The organism is Tepidicella baoligensis, from assembly GCF_013432195.1.
Lineage (GTDB): Bacteria > Pseudomonadota > Gammaproteobacteria > Burkholderiales > Burkholderiaceae_C > Tepidicella > Tepidicella baoligensis.
In genome coordinates this window covers 176,099-194,751 of record NZ_JACCDB010000004.1, presented here as the reverse complement: position 1 = coordinate 194,751, position 18,653 = coordinate 176,099, and the positions used below count along the sequence as shown (strand labels likewise).

General features: G+C 63.8%; 15 protein-coding genes. 10 read left to right on the top strand and 5 right to left on the bottom strand.

All coding sequences use genetic code 11. From position 1 onward, the window contains the following. Positions 1-25 precede the first annotated feature (25 nt). Positions 26-3,550: a chromosome segregation protein SMC gene (gene smc / locus HZS63_RS06945; protein ID WP_180683321.1), complete on the top strand. Its 3,525-nt coding sequence runs from the start codon at positions 26-28 to the stop codon at positions 3,548-3,550. Continuing rightward, on the top strand, positions 3,550-4,635 hold the full coding sequence (locus HZS63_RS06940) for a cell division protein ZipA C-terminal FtsZ-binding domain-containing protein (protein WP_180683362.1): 1,086 nt from the start codon (positions 3,550-3,552) through the stop codon (positions 4,633-4,635). Before smc ends, HZS63_RS06940 begins: the two co-directional genes overlap by 1 nt. Before the next feature lie 13 nt (positions 4,636-4,648). On the opposite strand, the gene HZS63_RS06935 is transcribed toward HZS63_RS06940, so the two are convergent. Continuing rightward, positions 4,649-5,203: an NUDIX hydrolase gene (locus tag HZS63_RS06935; RefSeq protein ID WP_180683320.1), complete on the bottom strand. Its 555-nt coding sequence runs from the start codon at positions 5,201-5,203 to the stop codon at positions 4,649-4,651. Positions 5,204-5,320: 117 nt separating this feature from the next. Next, complete coding sequence (locus tag HZS63_RS06930; RefSeq protein WP_180683319.1) at positions 5,321-6,364, bottom strand: TRAP transporter substrate-binding protein; 1,044 nt, start codon at positions 6,362-6,364, stop codon at positions 5,321-5,323. 263 nt (positions 6,365-6,627) lie between these two features. Between HZS63_RS06930 and HZS63_RS06925 the strand changes: the two genes are divergently transcribed. The 3 genes from HZS63_RS06925 to pgeF are packed head-to-tail and all read left to right on the top strand — an operon-like array spanning position 6,628 to position 8,548. Next, entirely contained in the window at positions 6,628-7,011 is a 384-nt protein-coding gene (locus HZS63_RS06925) for a MarR family winged helix-turn-helix transcriptional regulator (RefSeq protein WP_343039962.1), read from the top strand. Between the two features lie 48 nt (positions 7,012-7,059). Then, complete coding sequence (maiA, locus tag HZS63_RS06920; RefSeq protein ID WP_180683317.1) at positions 7,060-7,743, top strand: maleylacetoacetate isomerase; 684 nt, start codon at positions 7,060-7,062, stop codon at positions 7,741-7,743. Further along, entirely contained in the window at positions 7,730-8,548 is an 819-nt protein-coding gene (gene pgeF / locus HZS63_RS06915) for a peptidoglycan editing factor PgeF (protein ID WP_180683316.1), read from the top strand. Before maiA ends, pgeF begins: the two co-directional genes overlap by 14 nt. Here the strand turns inward: pgeF and HZS63_RS06910 are convergent. Then, positions 8,465-8,785: a hypothetical protein gene (locus tag HZS63_RS06910; protein ID WP_180683315.1), complete on the bottom strand. Its 321-nt coding sequence runs from the start codon at positions 8,783-8,785 to the stop codon at positions 8,465-8,467. The two genes, pgeF and HZS63_RS06910, sit on opposite strands and share 84 nt — an antisense overlap. 135 nt (positions 8,786-8,920) lie before the next feature. Between HZS63_RS06910 and HZS63_RS06905 the strand changes: the two genes are divergently transcribed. The 5 genes from HZS63_RS06905 to dusA are packed head-to-tail and all read left to right on the top strand — an operon-like array spanning position 8,921 to position 15,411. Further along, on the top strand, positions 8,921-10,660 hold the full coding sequence (locus tag HZS63_RS06905; protein ID WP_180683314.1) for a PHA/PHB synthase family protein: 1,740 nt from the start codon (positions 8,921-8,923) through the stop codon (positions 10,658-10,660). A 39-nt stretch (positions 10,661-10,699) separates the two neighbouring features. Then, a complete protein-coding gene (locus HZS63_RS06900) occupies positions 10,700-11,878 on the top strand; it encodes an acetyl-CoA C-acetyltransferase (RefSeq protein WP_180683313.1) in 1,179 nt (392 codons plus the stop codon). Positions 11,879-11,924: 46 nt separating this feature from the next. After that, positions 11,925-12,662, top strand: a complete 738-nt coding sequence (phbB, locus tag HZS63_RS06895) for an acetoacetyl-CoA reductase (protein ID WP_180683312.1) — start codon at positions 11,925-11,927, stop codon at positions 12,660-12,662. Next, the gene (locus tag HZS63_RS06890; RefSeq protein WP_343039961.1) at positions 12,587-14,329 is read left to right on the top strand and encodes a methyl-accepting chemotaxis protein; all 1,743 of its coding nucleotides are present in this window, start codon (positions 12,587-12,589) and stop codon (positions 14,327-14,329) included. The genes phbB and HZS63_RS06890 overlap by 76 nt, the downstream gene beginning before the upstream one ends. 23 nt (positions 14,330-14,352) lie before the next feature. Further along, complete coding sequence (dusA, locus tag HZS63_RS06885) at positions 14,353-15,411, top strand: tRNA dihydrouridine(20/20a) synthase DusA (protein WP_180683311.1); 1,059 nt, start codon at positions 14,353-14,355, stop codon at positions 15,409-15,411. Here the strand turns inward: dusA and HZS63_RS06880 are convergent. Further along, positions 15,342-17,849 carry an EAL domain-containing protein gene (locus HZS63_RS06880; RefSeq protein ID WP_180683310.1) on the bottom strand — a complete coding sequence of 836 codons (2,508 nt, stop codon included), beginning with the start codon at positions 17,847-17,849 and terminating at the stop codon, positions 15,342-15,344. The two genes, dusA and HZS63_RS06880, sit on opposite strands and share 70 nt — an antisense overlap. 108 nt (positions 17,850-17,957) lie before the next feature. Then, a complete protein-coding gene (locus tag HZS63_RS06875) occupies positions 17,958-18,596 on the bottom strand; it encodes a GntR family transcriptional regulator (RefSeq protein ID WP_180683309.1) in 639 nt (212 codons plus the stop codon). Between the last annotated feature and the right edge of the window lie 57 nt (positions 18,597-18,653).

The following is an 18,653-nucleotide window of genomic DNA, read 5'->3' as shown; positions in this document are numbered from 1 at the left end:
AAGCATCCGTTTCGAGCAGTCTTCCGTGCGCCTCCACACGATCAAACTCTCCGGCTTCAAGTCGTTTGCCGAACCCACCACCTTCCACCTGCCCGGGCAGCTCGTGGGCGTGGTGGGGCCGAACGGCTGTGGCAAGTCCAACATCATGGACGCCGTGCGCTGGGTGCTGGGCGAAAGCAAGGCCAGCGAGCTGCGCGGCGAGTCCATGCAGGACGTGATCTTCAACGGCACCACGCAGCGCAAGCCGGCCAGCCGGGCCAGCGTGGAGCTGGTGTTCGACAACGCCAGCCACCGCGCGGGCGGCCAGTGGAGCCAATTTGCCGAAATCGCGGTCAAGCGCGTGCTCACGCGAGACGGCACCAGCAGCTACTACATCAACAACCAGCCGGTGCGGCGCCGCGATGTGCAGGACGTGTTCCTGGGCACCGGCCTGGGGCCGCGTGCCTACGCCATCATCGGCCAGGGCACCATCAGCCGCATCATCGAGTCCAAGCCCGAGGAACTGCGCTTGTTCCTGGAGGAGGCGGCAGGCGTTTCCAAGTACAAAGAACGCCGGCGCGAAACCGCCAACCGGCTCAACGACACGCGCGAGAACCTGACGCGCGTGGAAGACATCCTGCGCGAACTCAATGCGAATCTGGACAAACTGGAAAAGCAGGCCGAGGTGGCCGCGCGTTACCACGCGCTGCAGGCCCAGATGAACCTGCGCCAGCAGCAGCTCTGGTTTCTCAAACGGCGCGACGCCGAAGCCGAGCTGGCGCGGGTCCAGGCCGAGGGGCTGCAGGCCGTCAATCAGCTCGAAAGCCGCATGGCCGACTTGCGCCGCGTGGAAGCCGACCTGGAGGCCATCCGCCAGGCCCATTACGAGGCCGGGGACCGGCTCAACCAGGCCCAGGGCCGGCTGTACGAAGCGGGCGCCGAGGTGGCGCGGCTCGAAGCCGAGATCCGTTACGTGGTGGAAGGCCGCCAGCGCGTACAGCAGCGCCTCGGTCAGTTGCAGGAGCAGATCGCCCAGTGGGCGCAGCGCCAGGAAGCCGCCGAAATCGAGCTGGAAGCCTTGGCCGAGCAGAATGAGGCAGCGGCCGAACAGCGCGACATCCTGGCTGCGCAGGTCGAGGAACAGGCGCAGCAATTGCCCGCATTGGAAGAGGCTGTGCGACAGGCCCAACACCGCGCTGGCGAGCAGCGCGCCGCTGTGGTCCAGGTGCAGCAAGCCATCCAAGTGTTGGCGGCCGAGCAGCGCGGGATCGAAGAGCAGTCGCGCCAGTTGCAGCAACGGCGCGAGCGGCTGATGGCCGATCGCAACGCCATGGTCGTCCCGGACGAGTCACGTCTGCAACGCGCCAGCGAGCAGTGGCAGGCGGCTCAGGAGGCTCAGGAACAGGCCGATGCCCGGCTCCATGAATGGCAGGACATGCTGCCGCAACTGGACGAGGCGCGCCGCCAGGCCCAGGCCGCGGCGAATGCCGAAGGGCGCGTGCTGGCCGAGCTCACGGCCAGGCTGGAGGCGCTCAAGGCCCTGCAGGACAAGCTCAAGACCGATGGCAAACTCCAGCCGTGGCTGGCGCGCCATGGCCTCGATAACCTCGCCCCCCTGTGGACCCGGCTCCAGGTCGAACAGGGTTGGGAGCAGGCGATTGAAGCGGCGCTGCGCGAACGCATGCGGGCGCTGGAGGTCTCCCGTCTCGACATGGTGCGGGCTTTCGTCGCCGACGCCCCTCCTGCCCGGCTGGCTTTCTTCTCCCCTTCGGTGGCCGAGGCGACTGGAAGCAGCCTGGTGCCCGGGCTGGTGCCTCTGGCCCGGCGCCTGCGCCTGCACGATGCCATGCTTCAAGCACTGCTCGACGAATGGCTAGAGGGCTGTTACAGCGTCGCGTCGCTCGAAGAGGCGCTGGCGGTGCGCACCAAGCTGTCAGGTCACGCGACTGTCTATACCCCGCAGGGTCACTGCGTCACTGCTCATCACGTGGGTTTTTATGCGCCTGACAGCGAGCAGGCAGGTCTGCTGGCTCGCGCGCAGGAAATCGACAACCTCGACAAGCAGCTTCGCGCACAGTCGCTGATCGCTGACGAGGCCCGCGCGGCCCTGCAACGCGCAGAGGCGGCTTATGGCGATGTGGCCCAGCGTTTGCAGCCTGCCCGCCGAGAAGCCACGGAACTGCAGGCCCGTGTGCATGAGTTGCAAGTCGAGATGCTGCGCCTGACCCAGTTGGCCGAACAGGCCCGTGACCGTCGCGAGCAGATCGGTCGTGACCTGGCAGAGGTGGACGACCAGCTCGACGCATTGCAGGCGCGCCGCCTCACCGCCGAGGCCCGTTTCGAGGAGCTCGACATGCAGCTGGCCGATGGTCAAGAGCGTCATGCCCAGCTCGAAGACGCCGTCACAGACGCCGAGCGCCGGCTGAATCAAGCCCGCGAGCAGTGGCGTGCGCTGGAACGGCAGGCCCAGGAAGCGAGCTTTTCCCAGCGCAGCCTGCAAGCTCGACGCGGCGAACTGCAGCGCGCGATCGAGACTGCGCGCCAGCAGGCCGCGGCCCTGGCAGACGAACGGCAACGCGCCCAGGTCGAGCTCGAGCGCTTGTCCGATGCGGCCGCCCAGGGCGGGTTGCAGGCAGCGCTCGAAGCCAAGCTCCAGCGCGAGCAGGAGCTCGCTGCCCAGCGCAGCCAGTACGACGAACTCACCGCCCGCTTACGCGCCAGTGACGAACGTCGTCTGCAACTGGAGCGCGAGCTCGAACCCTTGCGTGCGCGCATCACCGAATTCCAGCTCAAGGAACAGGCGGCCCGGATGGGGTTGGACCAATACCATCAGTGGCTGGCCGAGGCCGGGGCCGATCTCGACGCACTCGCGCAAGGCATCGAAACCGAAGGGGTCAAGCTCTATGGCCTGCAGGGCGAGATCGACCGCTGCCAGCGTGAAATCACCGCGCTGGGCGCCGTCAACCTCGCTGCTCTCGAAGAGCTGGGTAGCGCTCGCGAACGCAAGCAATTCCTCGACGCCCAGTCCAACGACCTCCACGAAGCCATCCGGACGCTGGAGGACGCGATTCGCAAAATCGACGCCGAAACCCGCGACCTCCTGGCCCACACCTTCGAGACCGTCAACAGCCATTTCGGCAAGATGTTTCCCGAACTGTTTGGGGGTGGTCAGGCGCGGCTGGTGATGACCGGGGAGGAAATCCTCGACGCCGGTGTGCAAGTCATGGCCCAGCCCCCAGGCAAGAAAAACCAGACCATCCACCTGCTGTCTGGTGGTGAGAAGGCGCTGACCGCCATCGCGCTGGTGTTTGCCATTTTCCAGCTCAACCCAGCGCCTTTCTGTCTGCTCGACGAGGTCGATGCCCCGCTGGACGATGCCAACACCGAGCGTTATGCGAAACTCGTCTCACGCATGAGCGCCGAGACCCAATTTCTCTTCATCAGCCACAACAAAATCGCCATGGAAATGGCACAGCAGCTCATAGGTGTGACCATGCAGGAGCAGGGTGTATCCCGCATCGTGGCGGTGGACATGGAAACCGCCGCCGGCATGATGGAGGCGTCATCGTGATCTCCCCTCTGCAACTGGGCCTGATCGTCCTCGGGGTGGTCGTCGTGGCGGCTGTCTTGCTCTACAACCGTTGGGTCACCTCTCGCTTGCAGCCGCGCCGCGCCCGTCCTGCGCCAGCTGACGGCACCGAGGACCGAGCCCAGGAAGCCGCTGCCGTGGCCCAGGCGCTGCACGATCGACTCGAACCTGTGCTCGGTGACGATACCGGAGCTGGCGAGCCACCCCTGGCGGTCAGCGGTTCACGCCAGTCCCCCGCAACCGCCTTGCCGTTGTTGGATCCGCAACTCGACGCGATCGCCCAACTCACGGCCGATACGATGGTCTCCGGTGATGCCGTGCTCGCGGCCCTGCCCGGTACGCGCCGCATCGGCAGCAAGCCTTTCTTCATCGAGGGCCAAAATCTTGCCACTCAGGCGTGGGAATTTCCGCGCTCCGGGCAGCGCTACACCTGTCTGCGGGCCGGTATCCAGCTCGCCAATCGCATGGGGCCGCTCAATGAGATCGAGTTCTCCGAATTCGTGGTGAAGCTGCAGGCATTTGCCGACGCCTTGCAACTTGCAGCCGATTTCCCGGACATGATGCAGGAAGTCGCCCGTGCCCGCGAGCTCGATCAGTTTGCCGGTGCGCACGATGCTCAGCTCTCGTTCACCGTTCGAGCCACCCGGGCCGCCTGGAGCCCCGGCTATCTGACCCAGCATGCCGCGCGGCAGGGCTTCGTGGTCGGCGCTTTGCCCGGTCGTATGGTGTTGCCGGCCGCGCAGCCGGGTGCCGCTGCGGTGTTGGTGCTGCAGTTCGAGACCCAGGCCGCCTTGTCCGAAGACCCCGATCAGGCTGCACTGCGTGATTTTTCGATCACGCTGGACGTGCCGCACGTGGCCCGTGCCGAACGTCCTTTCGTGCGCATGCGCGAAGCGGCCCTGGCGCTGGCGGCGTCGATGGAGGGCAGCGTCACCGACGATGGAGGGCAGCCTCTGGGCAAGGACGCGATGGATCGCATTGGCGCCGATCTCGAGGTTCTCTACGATGCTTTGGAAGCCAGGCAGCTGCCCGCTGGCGCGCCACTGACGCGACGGCTGTTCAGTTGAGGTGCAGCCGCCATCAGACGATATCGCCCGTGTGCACGCAAAAACGCCCCTGGCGCCGATCCTCGAAATAGTACTCCAGCGTCTCCTTGACCGTGCGGAACGCCAGTTCCTCCCAGGGGATTTCCTCCTCGCGGAATAGACGGGCTTCCTGGGTTTCGTGACCAGGCTTGAACGTGTCGCTCAGCAACCGCGCCCGGTAGTAAAAGTGGACCTGCCCCACGCGAACCACGTTGAGCACCGTGAACAGGTCCAGGATTTCGATGTCGGCGCCGGCTTCCTCTTGCGTCTCGCGCACCGCGCCTTCCAGTGTGCTCTCGCCCAGTTCCATGAAACCGGCCGGCAGTGTCCACTTGCCGAAGCGCGGCTCGATATTGCGCTTGCACAGCAACACCTGTGCGCCATCCGCTCCCCAAAAGGGGACGGTGCCCACGACGTTGAGCGGGTTTTCATAATGGATCGTCCCGCACTGCGGACAGATGGCCCGGACCTTGGTGTCGCCATCGCCAGGCAGCCGGTGCTCGACCGCAGCGCCGCATTCACGGCAGTGTTTGATCTTTGAGCGAAACATGCCCCGAGTGTAGTGGTCTGGCAAGGCCCATGCAGGGCTGCAGGGTTGTGCGAAGGCCATAAAAAACCGGCCTCTGCAGAGGCCGGTTCTGCGAGAAAGCCGGGTAGGCCGCAGGCATCAAGCCTTGGTGTGCTTTTCGATCAGTTTGCGCGCGGTCTCGAGGAGGTCTCGGCCGTTGAAGCCTCGACGATCCATGTCCTGCACCCACTCCACCTCCATCTGGCGGGCGCGGCGGCGGAACTCCTGGGCCTCGGCCTGGCCGATGGTGTTGATCGTGTTGCCGCGGTCCACGGCCAGCTTGCGGGCCGGTGCATCGCCCGCCTGCTGGGTACGACCCAGGAAGGCGGAGGCGTTGAGGCCGGAATTGTCGTCGATCACCTTCTTCAGGTCGGGCGGCAGCGAGTCGTACTTGCGCTGGTTCATGCCCATCACAAAGGTGGTGGTGTAGAGAGCGCCGCCGGACGAGTCGAATTCGCTGTGGAACTGGGTGAGCTCGTGCACACGGATCGAAGGCACCACCTCCCAAGGAATCACGCAACCGTCGACCACCCCCTTGGAGAGCGAGTCGGGAATTTGCGGCAGCGGCATGCCCACCGGCGTGGCCCCCAGGTAGCCCAGCATCTTGGTGATTTGGCGGGTAGGCCCACGCATTTTCAGGCCACGCAAATCGTCTGGTGAGTTGATCGCCTTGTTCTTGATGTGGAACACGCCGGGGCCGTGGACCTGGAAGGCAATGGGCTTGACTTCGCGGAACTCGTCGGCCGCCTTCGTCTGCACATATTCCCAGAAGGCCTTGGAGGTGGCCTCGGCGTTCGTCATCATGAAGGGCAGCTCGAACACCTCGGAGCGCGGGAAGCGGCCGGGGGTGTTACCGGGCAGGGTCCAGACGATGTCCACCACGCCGTCCTTGGCCTGATCGAACAGTTGCACAGGTGAGCCGCCGAGCTGCATCGCCGGGTATGCTTCAAACTTGATGCGGCCGCCGGAGTCTTTTTCGACTTTGTCCATCCAGGCACGGTGCATGTTCAGCCAGACGTTCGAGGTCGGTGACATGAAGGTGTGGAATTTCAGGGTCACGCTTTGCTGGGCAAAGCCGATCAGGGCGGGAGCACCGAGCGCAACGGCGGCGCCAGACTGAAGCAGGGTTCTGCGCTGAATCATGGAAAATCTCCTCTTGACGACGAATCCCGGATGGGTGGTTGATGGCCCCCATATGAGTGACCAAAGTGATTCCGGTTCCCATAACTGTAAGGCAAAAAATGTGTCAATATGTGTCCTGACGGCCGCTATCGACTAGGTGTAATCCCCATGTTATTGTCATGGGGATTTGCCATCCCTGCTCACCCATGACTTCAGACGCTCCTGCCACTGTCAGTTTCGATTTTGCGAATGCACCCGGGCATCTCATACGCCGGGCGCATCAGGTGTCTGTGGCCTTGTTCACGCAGGAAGCCGCCGCTTACGACGTGACCCAGGTGCAGTTTGCCATCCTCAATGCGTTGATCGACCGGCCCGGCCTGGACCAGGTGAGCTTGGCACAGGCTGTTGCGCTGGATGCCGCCACGTCCGGCTCGGTGATCGGGCGGCTGGAGGCCAAGGGCTGGATCCAGCGTGAGCGCGATACGGCCGATCGCCGGCGCCGACTGCTGTGGGTGACCGAGGCTGGCCAAGCCGTGGTGGCTGCGCTCATGGTGCCGATCGCCCGCTCGCAGGACCGCCTCATGGCGCCACTGGACGCGCAGGAGCAGGTCGAATTCAAACGTTTGTTGCGCAAGGTGTTCATGCGCGGGCAGGACCATGCCGTGTGAACCGCGCATCTCTGATGCGGGCATGTTTTTTTGGATGGAGTTCAACGCATGAAACTTTACAACTACTTCCGTTCTGGCACCTCGTTTCGGGTGCGCATCGCGCTGCATCTGAAAGGGCTGGATTACGAGTACCTGCCGGTACACCTGGCTCGGGGGGAGCAGCACGGGGCGGCCTACCGGGCGATCAGCCCCGATGGGCTGGTGCCCGTGCTCGACGTGGACGGCGACCCCGACCACGCGTTGCTGAGCCAGTCCATGGCCATCATCGAGTACCTGGACGAAACCCATCCCGAGCCACCGCTGCTGCCGTCCGACCCCTTGGGCCGCGCCCGCGTACGCGGGTTGGCGCAGACCATTGCCTGCGAGGTGCATCCGATCAACAACCTGCGCATCCTGAAATACTTGAGTGGACCGCTCGGGCTGGATGAGGACCAGCGGGCTGCCTGGTACAACCACTGGGTCAAAGAAGGGCTGTTGGCCTACGAACGGCGTTTGCGCGACTTGCAGGCCGAGCGCGCTGCGCGTGGTTTGCCACCGTCGGTCTATTCCTATGGCGACACGCCGACGCTGGCCGATTGCTGCCTGGTGCCCCAGGTGATCAATGGTCGCCGTTTTGGCCTGGATTACGCCACGCTGGACATCCCGCTGACCATGGCCGCCCATGAGGCCTGCATGCAACTCGATGCATTTCAGCGTGCCATGCCCGACCGTTGCCCGGATGCCGAGCGCTGATCCCTCGCGTGTCGGTTGCCAGCCGGTGGGGGCTCGCTGGCCAGCCGGTGTACAAGCCGCCTGGACCTATCGCGAAGGCGGTGTGTCCGTCGGGCCGTGGTCGAGTTTCAATCTCGGCGATCATGTGGGAGACGATCCGCTCGCCGTGGCCAGCAACCGGCAGCGCCTGGCCACGGCATGTGGCGTGCGCCCGGTGTTTTTGCGCCAGGTTCATGGGTCGGCGGTGTGCCGGCTGCAGCCCGACACCCCGGACGGTGTGCAAGCCGATGCCTGCTGGACCGATCAGACCGGCCTGGCCTGCACGGTGCTGGTCGCCGACTGTTTGCCCATTCTGTTCGCGGCTCCGGGTGGGGCCAGCGTGGCGGCCGCCCATGCCGGTTGGCGGGGGTTGGCGGGCCGGCAGGGGCATGGTGTTCTGGAGGCTTTGTGCGAGCAGTGGCCAGCCGTGCAACGGCCCGCCGACCGCTCCCGCACGACGGTATGGTTGGGACCCTGCATTGGGCCGAGGCAGTTCGAGGTCGGCGAGGACGTGCGGCAGGCTTTCCTGAGCAGCGATGCCGCATCGGTGGCCCATTTCGTGCCACGTGCGCCGACGGCGACCGGTCCCGACCGCTACCTGGCCGACTTGCCCGCTCTGGCACGGCGTCGGCTGATGCGGCTGGGCTTCACCGTCATCGACGGCAACGATGGCAGTGCGGCGTGGTGCACCGTGAGCCAGCCTTCATGGTTTTTCTCGCATCGGCGCGACACCGCTCGCCTCGGGGGCAGCGGACGCATGGCGGCCTTGATCTGGCGTCGTCTCTGAGACGTTCGACGGCTGGGTCACGCCAGCCATGCCCAGAGCTGCATCCTGCCGTTCCCGTGCCAGACGGGCTTTGCGGCGCAGGGGCGTGCCCATCAGGTAAACCCCGATGCCGATCGGCGCCAAACCGTAAAGGAAGAAGGTGATAATGGCTCCAAGGAGGGTTCCTGTGCTGCTGGTGGCTTCGGCCACCGCCATCAGGACCGCCACATAGAGCCAGGCAATGACGACCAGATACATGCGTATGTTTTGCAACTGCGAATCCAGCAGCTCGACGGCATGTCAGGCCATTGGAAGCTCGCTCCTTCATACTGTAACGCCTATTGTGATCGATCCCCCATCCGCTGCGTTGCAACCCCCGTCCCGGAGATGTGTATGACACCTGACAATCCTTGGCTCCAATCGGCCCAGCCATTCCAGCAAGCCGCCATGCAGCAATGGGCCCAGATGCTCCAGGCCCAGCAGGCAACGGGCGTGCCCCATCCCGGTTTTGGGCTGCCCAGCGACGCCAACCTGATGCACCTGTTCGCCAAAATCAGCGGCCAGCCGGTCCAGGTGGAGCCTTCCCGTCTGCTGGACATTCAACAAAACTATGTCCGTGAATTGACCGAGATCTGGAACCAGGGCCTCAAGGTCAAACCGCCCAAGGACCGCCGTTTCGCAGACGAAGCCTGGTCGCAGAACCCCTTGTCCGCTTTTGTCGCGGCTGTCTATCTGCTCAATGCGCGCACGCTCATGTCCCTGGCTGACGCCGTGCAAGCCGATGCCAAGACCCGTGCCCGCATCCACTTTGCGGTGCAGCAGTGGATCGACGCCAGCGCGCCCAGCAACTTCCTGATCTTCAACGCCGAGGCGCAGAAAAAAGCGATCGAGACCCGGGGCGAGAGCATTGCCAGGGGTATCCAGAACTTGCTGCACGACATGAAGCAGGGGCACGTGTCCATGACCGACGAAAGCGCCTTTGAAGTCGGCAAGAACGTGGCCACCACCGAAGGTCAGGTGGTGTTCGAGAACGATCTGTTCCAGCTCATCCAGTACAAACCGCTCACCGCCAAGGTCCACGAACGTCCCTTCCTGCTGGTGCCGCCCTGCATCAATAAGTTTTACATCCTGGACCTGCAGCCCGAGAACTCCCTGATCCGCTATGCGGTCGAGCAGGGGATGCGCACCTTCGTGATGAGCTGGCGCAACCCCGACGCATCCTGTGCCCACAAGACTTGGGACGACTACATCGAGGATGGAGTGATCCGCGCGATCACAGTCACGCGCGAGATCACGGGCGCCGAGGACATCAACGCCCTGGGCTTCTGCGTGGGGGGCACCATGCTGGGCACGGCGCTCGCTGTGCTGGCCGCGCGCGGGGAAAAACCGGTGCACAGCGCCACTTTCCTCACCACCTTCCTCGACTTCTCCGACACCGGCGTGCTGGACGTTTTCATCGACGAGGCCTTCGTGAAGTTCCGCGAAATGCAGTTCGCCCACGGCGGTCTGCTGCCCGGGCGGGAACTCGCCACCACCTTCAGCTTCCTGCGCCCGAACGACCTGGTGTGGAACTACGTGGTGAACAACTACCTGAAAGGCGAGACGCCGCCGCCGTTCGACTTGCTGTACTGGAACAGCGACAGCACCAACCTGCCGGGGCCCTACTACGCTTGGTATCTGCGCAACACTTACCTGGAAAACCGCCTTTGCAAACCCGGAGCCGCCACGGTTTGTGGCGAAAAGATCGACCTGGGCAAGATCGACATCCCCGTCTACATCTATGGTTCGCGCGAAGACCACATCGTGCCGATTGGCGGGGCCTACGCCAGCACCCAGCATCTGCCCGGGCCCAAGCGTTTCGTCATGGGGGCGTCCGGGCATATCGCTGGGGTCATCAACCCAGCCAGCAAGGGCAAGCGCAGCCACTGGATCGGTGTGGACAACCATTTCCCGCCCCGTTTGGAGGACTGGCTCGCCTCTGCGACTGAACACCCGGGCAGCTGGTGGACGGACTGGTCCACCTGGCTCAAGGGTCATGCGGGCAAGCCGATCCCCGCTCCCAAGAGCTACGGCAACCGGAAATACAAACCCATCGAGCCGGCACCGGGGCGCTACGTCAAGGTCAAGGCCTGAAGCCGCCGAACCTCAAGTCACATCAACACAGGAGTGAACATGGAAGACATCGTCATTGTGGGCGCCGCCCGTACCGCCGTGGGCAAGTTCGGCGGCAGCTTGGCCAAGATCCCGGCGCCCGAGCTGGGCGCAACCGTCATCAAAGCGTTGCTGGAGCGTACCGGCGTGGGTGCTGACCAGATCGGTGAAGTCATCATGGGGCAGGTGCTTGCAGCGGGTGTGGGTCAGAACCCGGCCCGCCAGGCCATGATGAAGGCCGGCATTGCCAAAGAGACACCCGCCATGACGATCAACGCCGTCTGCGGTTCGGGTCTGAAATCGGTGATGCTGGCGGCCCAGGCGATTGCCTGGGGCGACAGCGAGATCGTGATTGCCGGTGGTCAGGAAAACATGAGCGCCAGCCCGCATGTGCTCAACGGCAGCCGCGACGGCCAGCGCATGGGCGACTGGAAGATGGTGGACACCATGATCGTGGACGGCCTGTGGGATGTGTACAACCAATACCACATGGGGATCACGGCCGAAAACGTGGCCAAGGCGCACGGCATCAGCCGCGAGCAACAGGATGCCTTCGCGCTTGCCAGCCAGCAGAAAGCGGCTGCCGCACAGGAGGCGGGCAAGTTCAAGGACGAGATCGTGCCCGTGGTCATACCCCAGAAGAAGGGGGACCCGGTCGTGTTCGACTCCGACGAGTACATCAACCGCAAGACGAATGCCGAGGCACTGGCCAGCCTGCGTCCGGCTTTCGACAAGGCCGGCACCGTGACGGCAGGTAACGCCTCGGGCATCAACGACGGCGCGGCTGCGGTGATGGTCATGAAAGCGAGCAAAGCCGCCGCACTCGGCCTCAAGCCGCTCGCTACCATCCGCAGCTTTGCCACCAGCGGCCTGGACCCCGCCACCATGGGCATGGGCCCGGTGCCGGCTTCGCAAAAGGCTTTGGCCCGCGCCGGCTGGAGCGTCGGCGATGTGGACCTATTCGAGCTCAACGAGGCCTTTGCCGCCCAGGCCTGTGCCGTCAACCTGGGGCTGGGCGTGGACCCGGCCAAGGTGAACGTTAACGGCGGCGCGATTGCGATCGGTCACCCCATCGGGGCGTCGGGTTGCCGCATTCTGGTCACGCTGCTGCATGAAATGCAGCGTCGCGACGCGAAAAAAGGCCTGGCGGCCTTGTGCATCGGCGGTGGCATGGGCGTGTCCCTGACCGTCGAGCGTTGATGATTTCCTGTCTGTCACCCACTCATCACACCCAGAGGAGCACAACATGAGTCAAAAAGTTGCTTACGTCACCGGCGGCATGGGCGGTATCGGTACCGCCATCTGCCATCGCCTGGCCCAGGCTGGATTCAAGGTCATCGCGGGCTGTGGCCCGACGCGGGACTACCAGAAATGGCTGGATGAACAGAAAGCCCTGGGTTATACGTTCTACGCCAGCGTGGGCAACGTGGCCGATTGGGATTCGACCGTTCAGGCTTTTGCCAAGGCCAAAGAAGAGCACGGCCCCATCGATGTGCTGGTCAACAACGCCGGCATCACGCGCGACCGCATGTTCCTGAAGATGACACTGGACGACTGGAACGCCGTGATCAACACCAACCTGACTTCCATGTTCAACGTGACCAAGCAGGTGGTGCCGGACATGGTGGAGCGCGGTTGGGGCCGCATCATCCAGATTTCCTCGGTGAACGGTGAGAAGGGCCAGGCCGGCCAGACCAACTACTCCGCCGCCAAGGCCGGTATGCACGGCTTTACCATGGCGCTGGCCCAGGAACTGGCCGCCAAGGGGGTGACGGTCAACACCGTCAGTCCCGGCTATATCGGCACCGACATGGTGCGGGCCATCCGTCCCGATGTGCTGGAGAAGATCGTGGCCACGATTCCCGTGAAGCGCTTGGGTCGTCCCGAGGAAATCGGCTCCATCGTGGCGTGGCTGGCCGGCGAGGACGCCGGCTTCACCACCGGCGCCGACTTCTCGGTGAACGGCGGCCTGCACATGGGCTGATCTGGCGCTGTCTTGACGCTGCTGGCAACCCGCTTTGGCGGGTTGTCTGGGTAGCAGAGCTTGGTGTTCAAGGCCTCAGAGAACGATATTCGTCAGCGACAAATGAACCGGGGGGTGCCATGACTTATTTGAACAATCTGAACATTGCAACACGTTTGACCTTGGCTTTCGGTGTGCTGGTGCTGGTCATTTTGCTGATCGGCCTGCAAAGCACGCTCAAGGCGGCGGTGGTTCAGGATGAGCTGCTGGACATTGTCGACAACCGGATGGTGATCATTGAGGACATGAACGAACTCCGCCTGGAGGTAAATCGCCAGGCCCGAGCCATCCGCAACATGGCCTTGATGCCGAACCCGGCCGATGTGCAGCGCGAGCGGGACGACATCTTGGCATCCCGGCAGCGTTCGGCGCAAATCCTCCAACGGATGGAGGAGATGATCGTATCGCCCCAAGGGCGCCAGCTGATGGCCACGATCGTGCAGAGCGGCACCCAATTCAGGGCAGGCGTGGACCGGTACTTTTCGCTGCTTGACAGTGGGCAAAGAGAGGAGGCTGTCGAACACCTGCTCAATGGCATCCGGCCTGTGCAACTGGCGTATCTCGATGCGCTGAATCGGCAGATCGAGTTGCAAAAACAGGTTTCCCAGGAAACAGGAAAGACGGCAGTAGCCGACGTCCGCGAGTTGCGGGTGACCGTGTGGGTGGCGGTGGGTGCTGCCGTGGTGCTTGCTTTGCTGTTGGGCTTCTGGATTGTGCGCTCCATCACCGTGCCGATGAAAGAGGCGGTGGAATTGGCCCAGGCCGTGGCGGGGGGAGACCTGACCCATAGCGTTCATCCCAAGACGACCGATGAGATCGGCCAATTGCTGCGGGCATTGAGTGACATGCAACGTTCGTTGGTGCGCCTGGTGGGTCAGGTGCGGCAAGGCGCCGAGGCTGTGGCCTCGGCCAGTGCCCAGATTGCGCAGGGCAATCAGGATTTGAGTTCCCGAACCGAAAGCCAGGCCAGCGCCCTGGAGGAAACAGCGTCTTCGATGGAGGAGCTGTCTTCGACGGTGAAGCAAAATTCAGACAACGCGCAACAAGCCAACCAACTGGCCCAGAGCGCCTCCAGCGTGGCTGTGCAGGGAGGCGAAGTGGTGAGCCAAGTGGTACACACGATGTCGGGCATCTCCGAGAGCAGCCGCAAAATCGCAGACATCATCAACATGATCGACGGTATCGCTTTCCAGACCAATATCCTGGCCCTCAACGCCGCTGTGGAAGCGGCGCGCGCCGGTGAACAAGGGCGCGGATTTGCCGTGGTGGCCGGCGAAGTGCGCAGCTTGGCCGGGCGCAGCGCAGAGGCTGCCAAGGAAATCAAAGCCCTGATTCAAGTCAGCGTCGAGCGTGTCGAGCAGGGTTCGGCCTTGGTGAACCGTGCAGGGCAGACCATGCAAGAGGTGGTCGACAGCATTCGGCGTGTGACCGACATCGTGGGCGAGATCAGTGCCGCCAGCTTGGAGCAAAGCAGCGGCGTCGGCCAAGTCGAAGAAGCGGTGGTGCAGATGGATCAGGCCACGCAACAAAACGCCGCCTTGGTCGAAGAGATGGCGGCTGCCGCCAACAGTTTGCGCAGCCAGGCCCAGGAACTGGTGCAGTCTGTGGCTGCTTTCAGGCTGGCTTGATGGTCTTTTGCATCAGAGTACCCATGCAAGAGGCGGGTTGGCGCCTGTCCGTGGCGCCGATGCTCGAGTGGACGGACAAGCACTGCCGCTATTTCCACCGCTTGTTGACCCGTCGCACCCGGCTCTATACCGAGATGGTGACCACGGGGGCGCTGATGCACGGATCGGTGCGCCGCCACCTGCGCCTGGATGCGCAGGAACACCCGGTGGCGCTCCAACTGGGTGGCAGCGAGCCGCGCGAGCTGGCGATCGCGGCGCGCCTCGGCGAGGCCTGGGGCTACGATGAGATCAACCTGAATTGCGGTTGCCCCAGCGAGCGGGTGCAGCGGGGGGCTTTCGGTGCCTGTCTGATGGCGGCGCCTGGCCTGGTGGCCGATGGCGTCAAGGCCATGCGGGATGCGGTGCGGATTCCCGTCACGGTCAAGCATCGCATCGGCATCGACCGGGTGGAGAGCTACGATTTCGTGCGCGATTTCGTGGGGCTGGTCAGCGAGGCGGGCTGCGAAGTGTTCATCGTACACGCGCGCAATGCCTGGTTGCAGGGCCTCAGTCCCAAGGAGAACCGCGAGGTGCCGCCGCTGCGTTATGAGCACGTCTATCGCCTGAAGCGGGATTTTCCTCACCTGACGATCGTGATCAATGGGGGTATCCAGACGAACGAAGCGATCGAGGCGCATCTGCGCGAGGTCGATGGGGCCATGTTGGGGCGCGAAGCCTACCACCACCCCTGGCTCATGTCGACCTGGGATGAAGACTTTTACGGTGAGCCTGCCCAAGCCGTGACGCGCGAGGCGGTGGAAGAGGCGATGGTGGCCTACATGGAGCGCGAGGCGCGTGAGGACGGTACCCCCTGGTATGCGATCGCGCGCCACATGCTGGGCCTCTATCACGGCCAACGCGGGGCGCGAGGGTGGCGTCAGGTTTGGAGCAACCATCGGCTCAAACCCTTGCCCCCGCGGGAGGTGTGGGCCATGGCCCGCGCAGCACGGGCGCAGGAGCGGCAGCCTGAGGCTCAGACGCCCGAGCGTTCGCTCAAGAATCGGGCGAACGCTTCAGCCCCCATCGGGTGGGCGAACAAGTAGCCCTGTGCCTCATCGCACTGGAACACCCGGAGCATGTGCCGCATGTCTTCGGTTTCCACTCCCTCGGCAATGGTTTTCAGGTTCAGACTCCGGGCCATCTGGACGATGGCACGAACGATGGCCGCGTCGTCGGGGTCGGTGGCCAGATCGCGCACGAAGGACTGGTCGATCTTGAGCTTGTCCACGTCGAACCGCTTGAGGTAGGAGAGGCTGGAGTAGCCGGTGCCGAAATCGTCGATCGACAGCTTCACGCCGAGCAGTTTGAGCCGGCGGACCGTGGCGAGCACCTGTTCGAGGCTCTGGATCATGATGGATTCGGTCAGCTCCAGTTCCAGGCAATGCGGGGGCAGACCGGTCGACTCCAGGGCCCGGAGCACGGTCTGTTCCACATTGCCGCGGCGGAACTGTACGGCCGACAGGTTGATGGCCACGCACAGTTCGGGCAGCCCCGCCCGGCGCCAGGCACTGGCCTGCCGACAGGCTTCCATGATGACCCATTCGCCGATGGGCACGATGAGTCCGCTTTCTTCGGCCACGGGAATGAACCGCCCTGGCATGATCAGGCCGTCACCGGGGGCGTTCCAGCGCAGCAGGGCTTCGGCGCCGGTGATGCAGCCACTGGCCAGATCCACTTGAGGCTGGTAATACAGTTCCAGCTCGCCATGGTCGAGCGCCCGCCGCAGGCCGTTGCGCAGGGCCAGGTGTTCGCTGGCGCGGTGGCTCATGGCGTCGTTGAAAAAATGGTAGGTCGCGCGGCCGTTTTCCTTGGCTTGATACATGGCCATGTCCGCTTTTTTCAGAAGGGCATCGAACGTTCGGCCATCTTCCGGGTACACCGCCACGCCCACCGACATCGATGTGCTCAGTTCGTTGCCGTCCAGCACGAAGGGGCGCTGCATCTGTTCCATCAGTTTGTCGAGCACGGGGACGGCGGCTTGAGCATCGGTGAGATCCGGCAGCAGGATGACGAACTCATCGCCGCCTTGGCGGCTGACGGTGTCGGTGTCGCGGATACAGTGCCGGATGCGTTGCGTCACCTCTCTGAGGAGCTGGTCGCCGCTGTCATGGCCCAGCGTGTCGTTGATCTGCTTGAAGTTGTCGAGGTCCATGAAGAGCAGCGCCATATGTTTGCGGTGGCGCTCCGCATGGGCCATGGCCTGGTCCACCCGGTCGCGCAACAGCAGCCGGTTGGGCAGGCCGGTGAGCACGTCGTGGTAGGCCAGGAATTCGATGCGCTGCTCGGCCTCCTTGCGCTCGCTGATGTCGGCGGCGATGGTGAGGTAGCCGGTGATGCAGCCGGCGCTGTCGCGCATGGGAGCGACAGTCATGTTGAGGTAGATGCGTTTGCCATCGCGGCGTAGGCGCACCACCTCGATCTGCATCAAGGTTTCACCCGCCAGCACGCGGCGCACCAGCGCCTCGTGCTCCTCCAGCTGGTCGCTCGGGACGGAGGGTATTTGCCGGCCGACGACCTCTTCGGCAGACCAGCCAAACATCTGTTCGGCCGCCGGGTTCCAGCTGGTGATGACACTTTGGGGATCGCGCGTGTAAATGGCCAGCGGGGCACACTGGATCATGGCATCGAGTTGCTGGTGGGCTTTTTCCAGCTCCGCGGTGCGCTCCAGCACGCGCTGCTCCAACTGGCGCTGGGCTTCATGGAGCGCTTCCTCGATGGCCTTCCGTTTGGTGATGTCTTCGCTGATCCAGATGGCGCCCAGACCTTCGTCAAGGTTGGGTATGGCTTTGGCGAGGTGGCGACTCCAGAGGGCAGTGCCATCTTGCTTGACATTGAGCCACTCGATATCCACCAGTTCGCCTCGTGCCAACAGAGGTCCGACCTGGCGGCCGAAGGCCTGATAATCCTCCGTGTTCCGGAAGAATACCTCGCTCCGACGTCCTATCAACCCCCCAGGTGGCCAACCGAAGATCGCCTCCATGCGGGGGTTGCAGTGCACGATGACGCCATTGTGGGTGAAGGCAATCCCGATGGAGGCGTTCTCCAGGATCGCCTGCTGCTTCAGCAGCAAGTCCTGAATCTGGGCCTCGGCTCGATGACGCTCGCCGACGTCTTCAACAATCCAAATGGTGCCTTCTGCGGTGTTCGCTGGATCGATGGCCTTGGCACGGATGTGGCAGTACACGACGCCGCCATCCTTGCGCCGCATGGGCATTTCCTGATCGAACAGTTGCCCTTGGGCAAGGAGGGGGGAAGCCTCCCGCCCGACGCGGGCGTATTCCTCGGGGGAGGTGTAAAACACCGAGCCGTGTTGTCCGACCAATTCACCATGGGGCCAGCCAAAGATCTCCGAGCAGCGGCGGTTGCAATGCAACACATGCTGATGGCGTGTGAACACGATGCCCACCGAGGCGTTTTCGAGAATCGCCTGGTATTCGAGCAGGGTGTGCCGGTCGAGTGGGGATGGCGTTGTATCGGCCACAATCGGGGTCGGTGGTTTCAGGGGGACGTTTCCGCCCGGTGCCGCCCGGTGCGAATGGCCCATTGTAGGCACAGGGGCCAGCCGCCAGAAACCCGGGGAATCCCCGGTTCAGGCGGCCGCTTCCAGCCCGTTGGCAAAGTGGGTTTTCACCGCAGCGCGGGCTTTGCCCGCTTGGCGGGCCGTCACGGCCGCGAGGATCGCGCGGTGTTCTTTCAGCGACTCTTCGATGCGCCCCGCCTTGAGCAGCGAGCTGTGCCGGTTGAGCTTCATGACCTTGCGCAGGTCGGCGACCATCTGTTTACGCCAGCGGTTGCCGGCCAAGTCGAGCAAGCGCAGATGAAACGCTTCGTTCAGGGCGAAGAACCGCTCGCGCGAGCCTGTGGCCGGATCGGCTGAGCGCTCCAGTTCCTGATGCAGGGCCTGGAGTTCGCGCAGATCGTCGTCTGTGGCGCGCTCGCAGACGGCCCCGGCGGCATCGGATTCCAGCAGCGACAGCAGTTCGTAAACCTCACGCAAGTCTTGTTCGGATACTTCGGTCACGTAGGCGCCGCGACGCACCTTCATGGTCACCAGCCCTTCGGCGGCCAGCACCTTCAGCGCTTCGCGCAATGGGGTGCGGCTGATGCCCAGTTCCTCGGCGATCTTGAGCTCGTCGATCCAGCTCCCGGGCGGCAGCTCCCGGTTGAAGATGCGTTGCCGCAACAGTTCGGCCACTTCTTCATACAGGGCGCGTGGGGTCAGGGACATGGTGAAAGGATCGACAATCGAGCGGATGGGGTGCGATGTTACCTCAATCTGCATTTT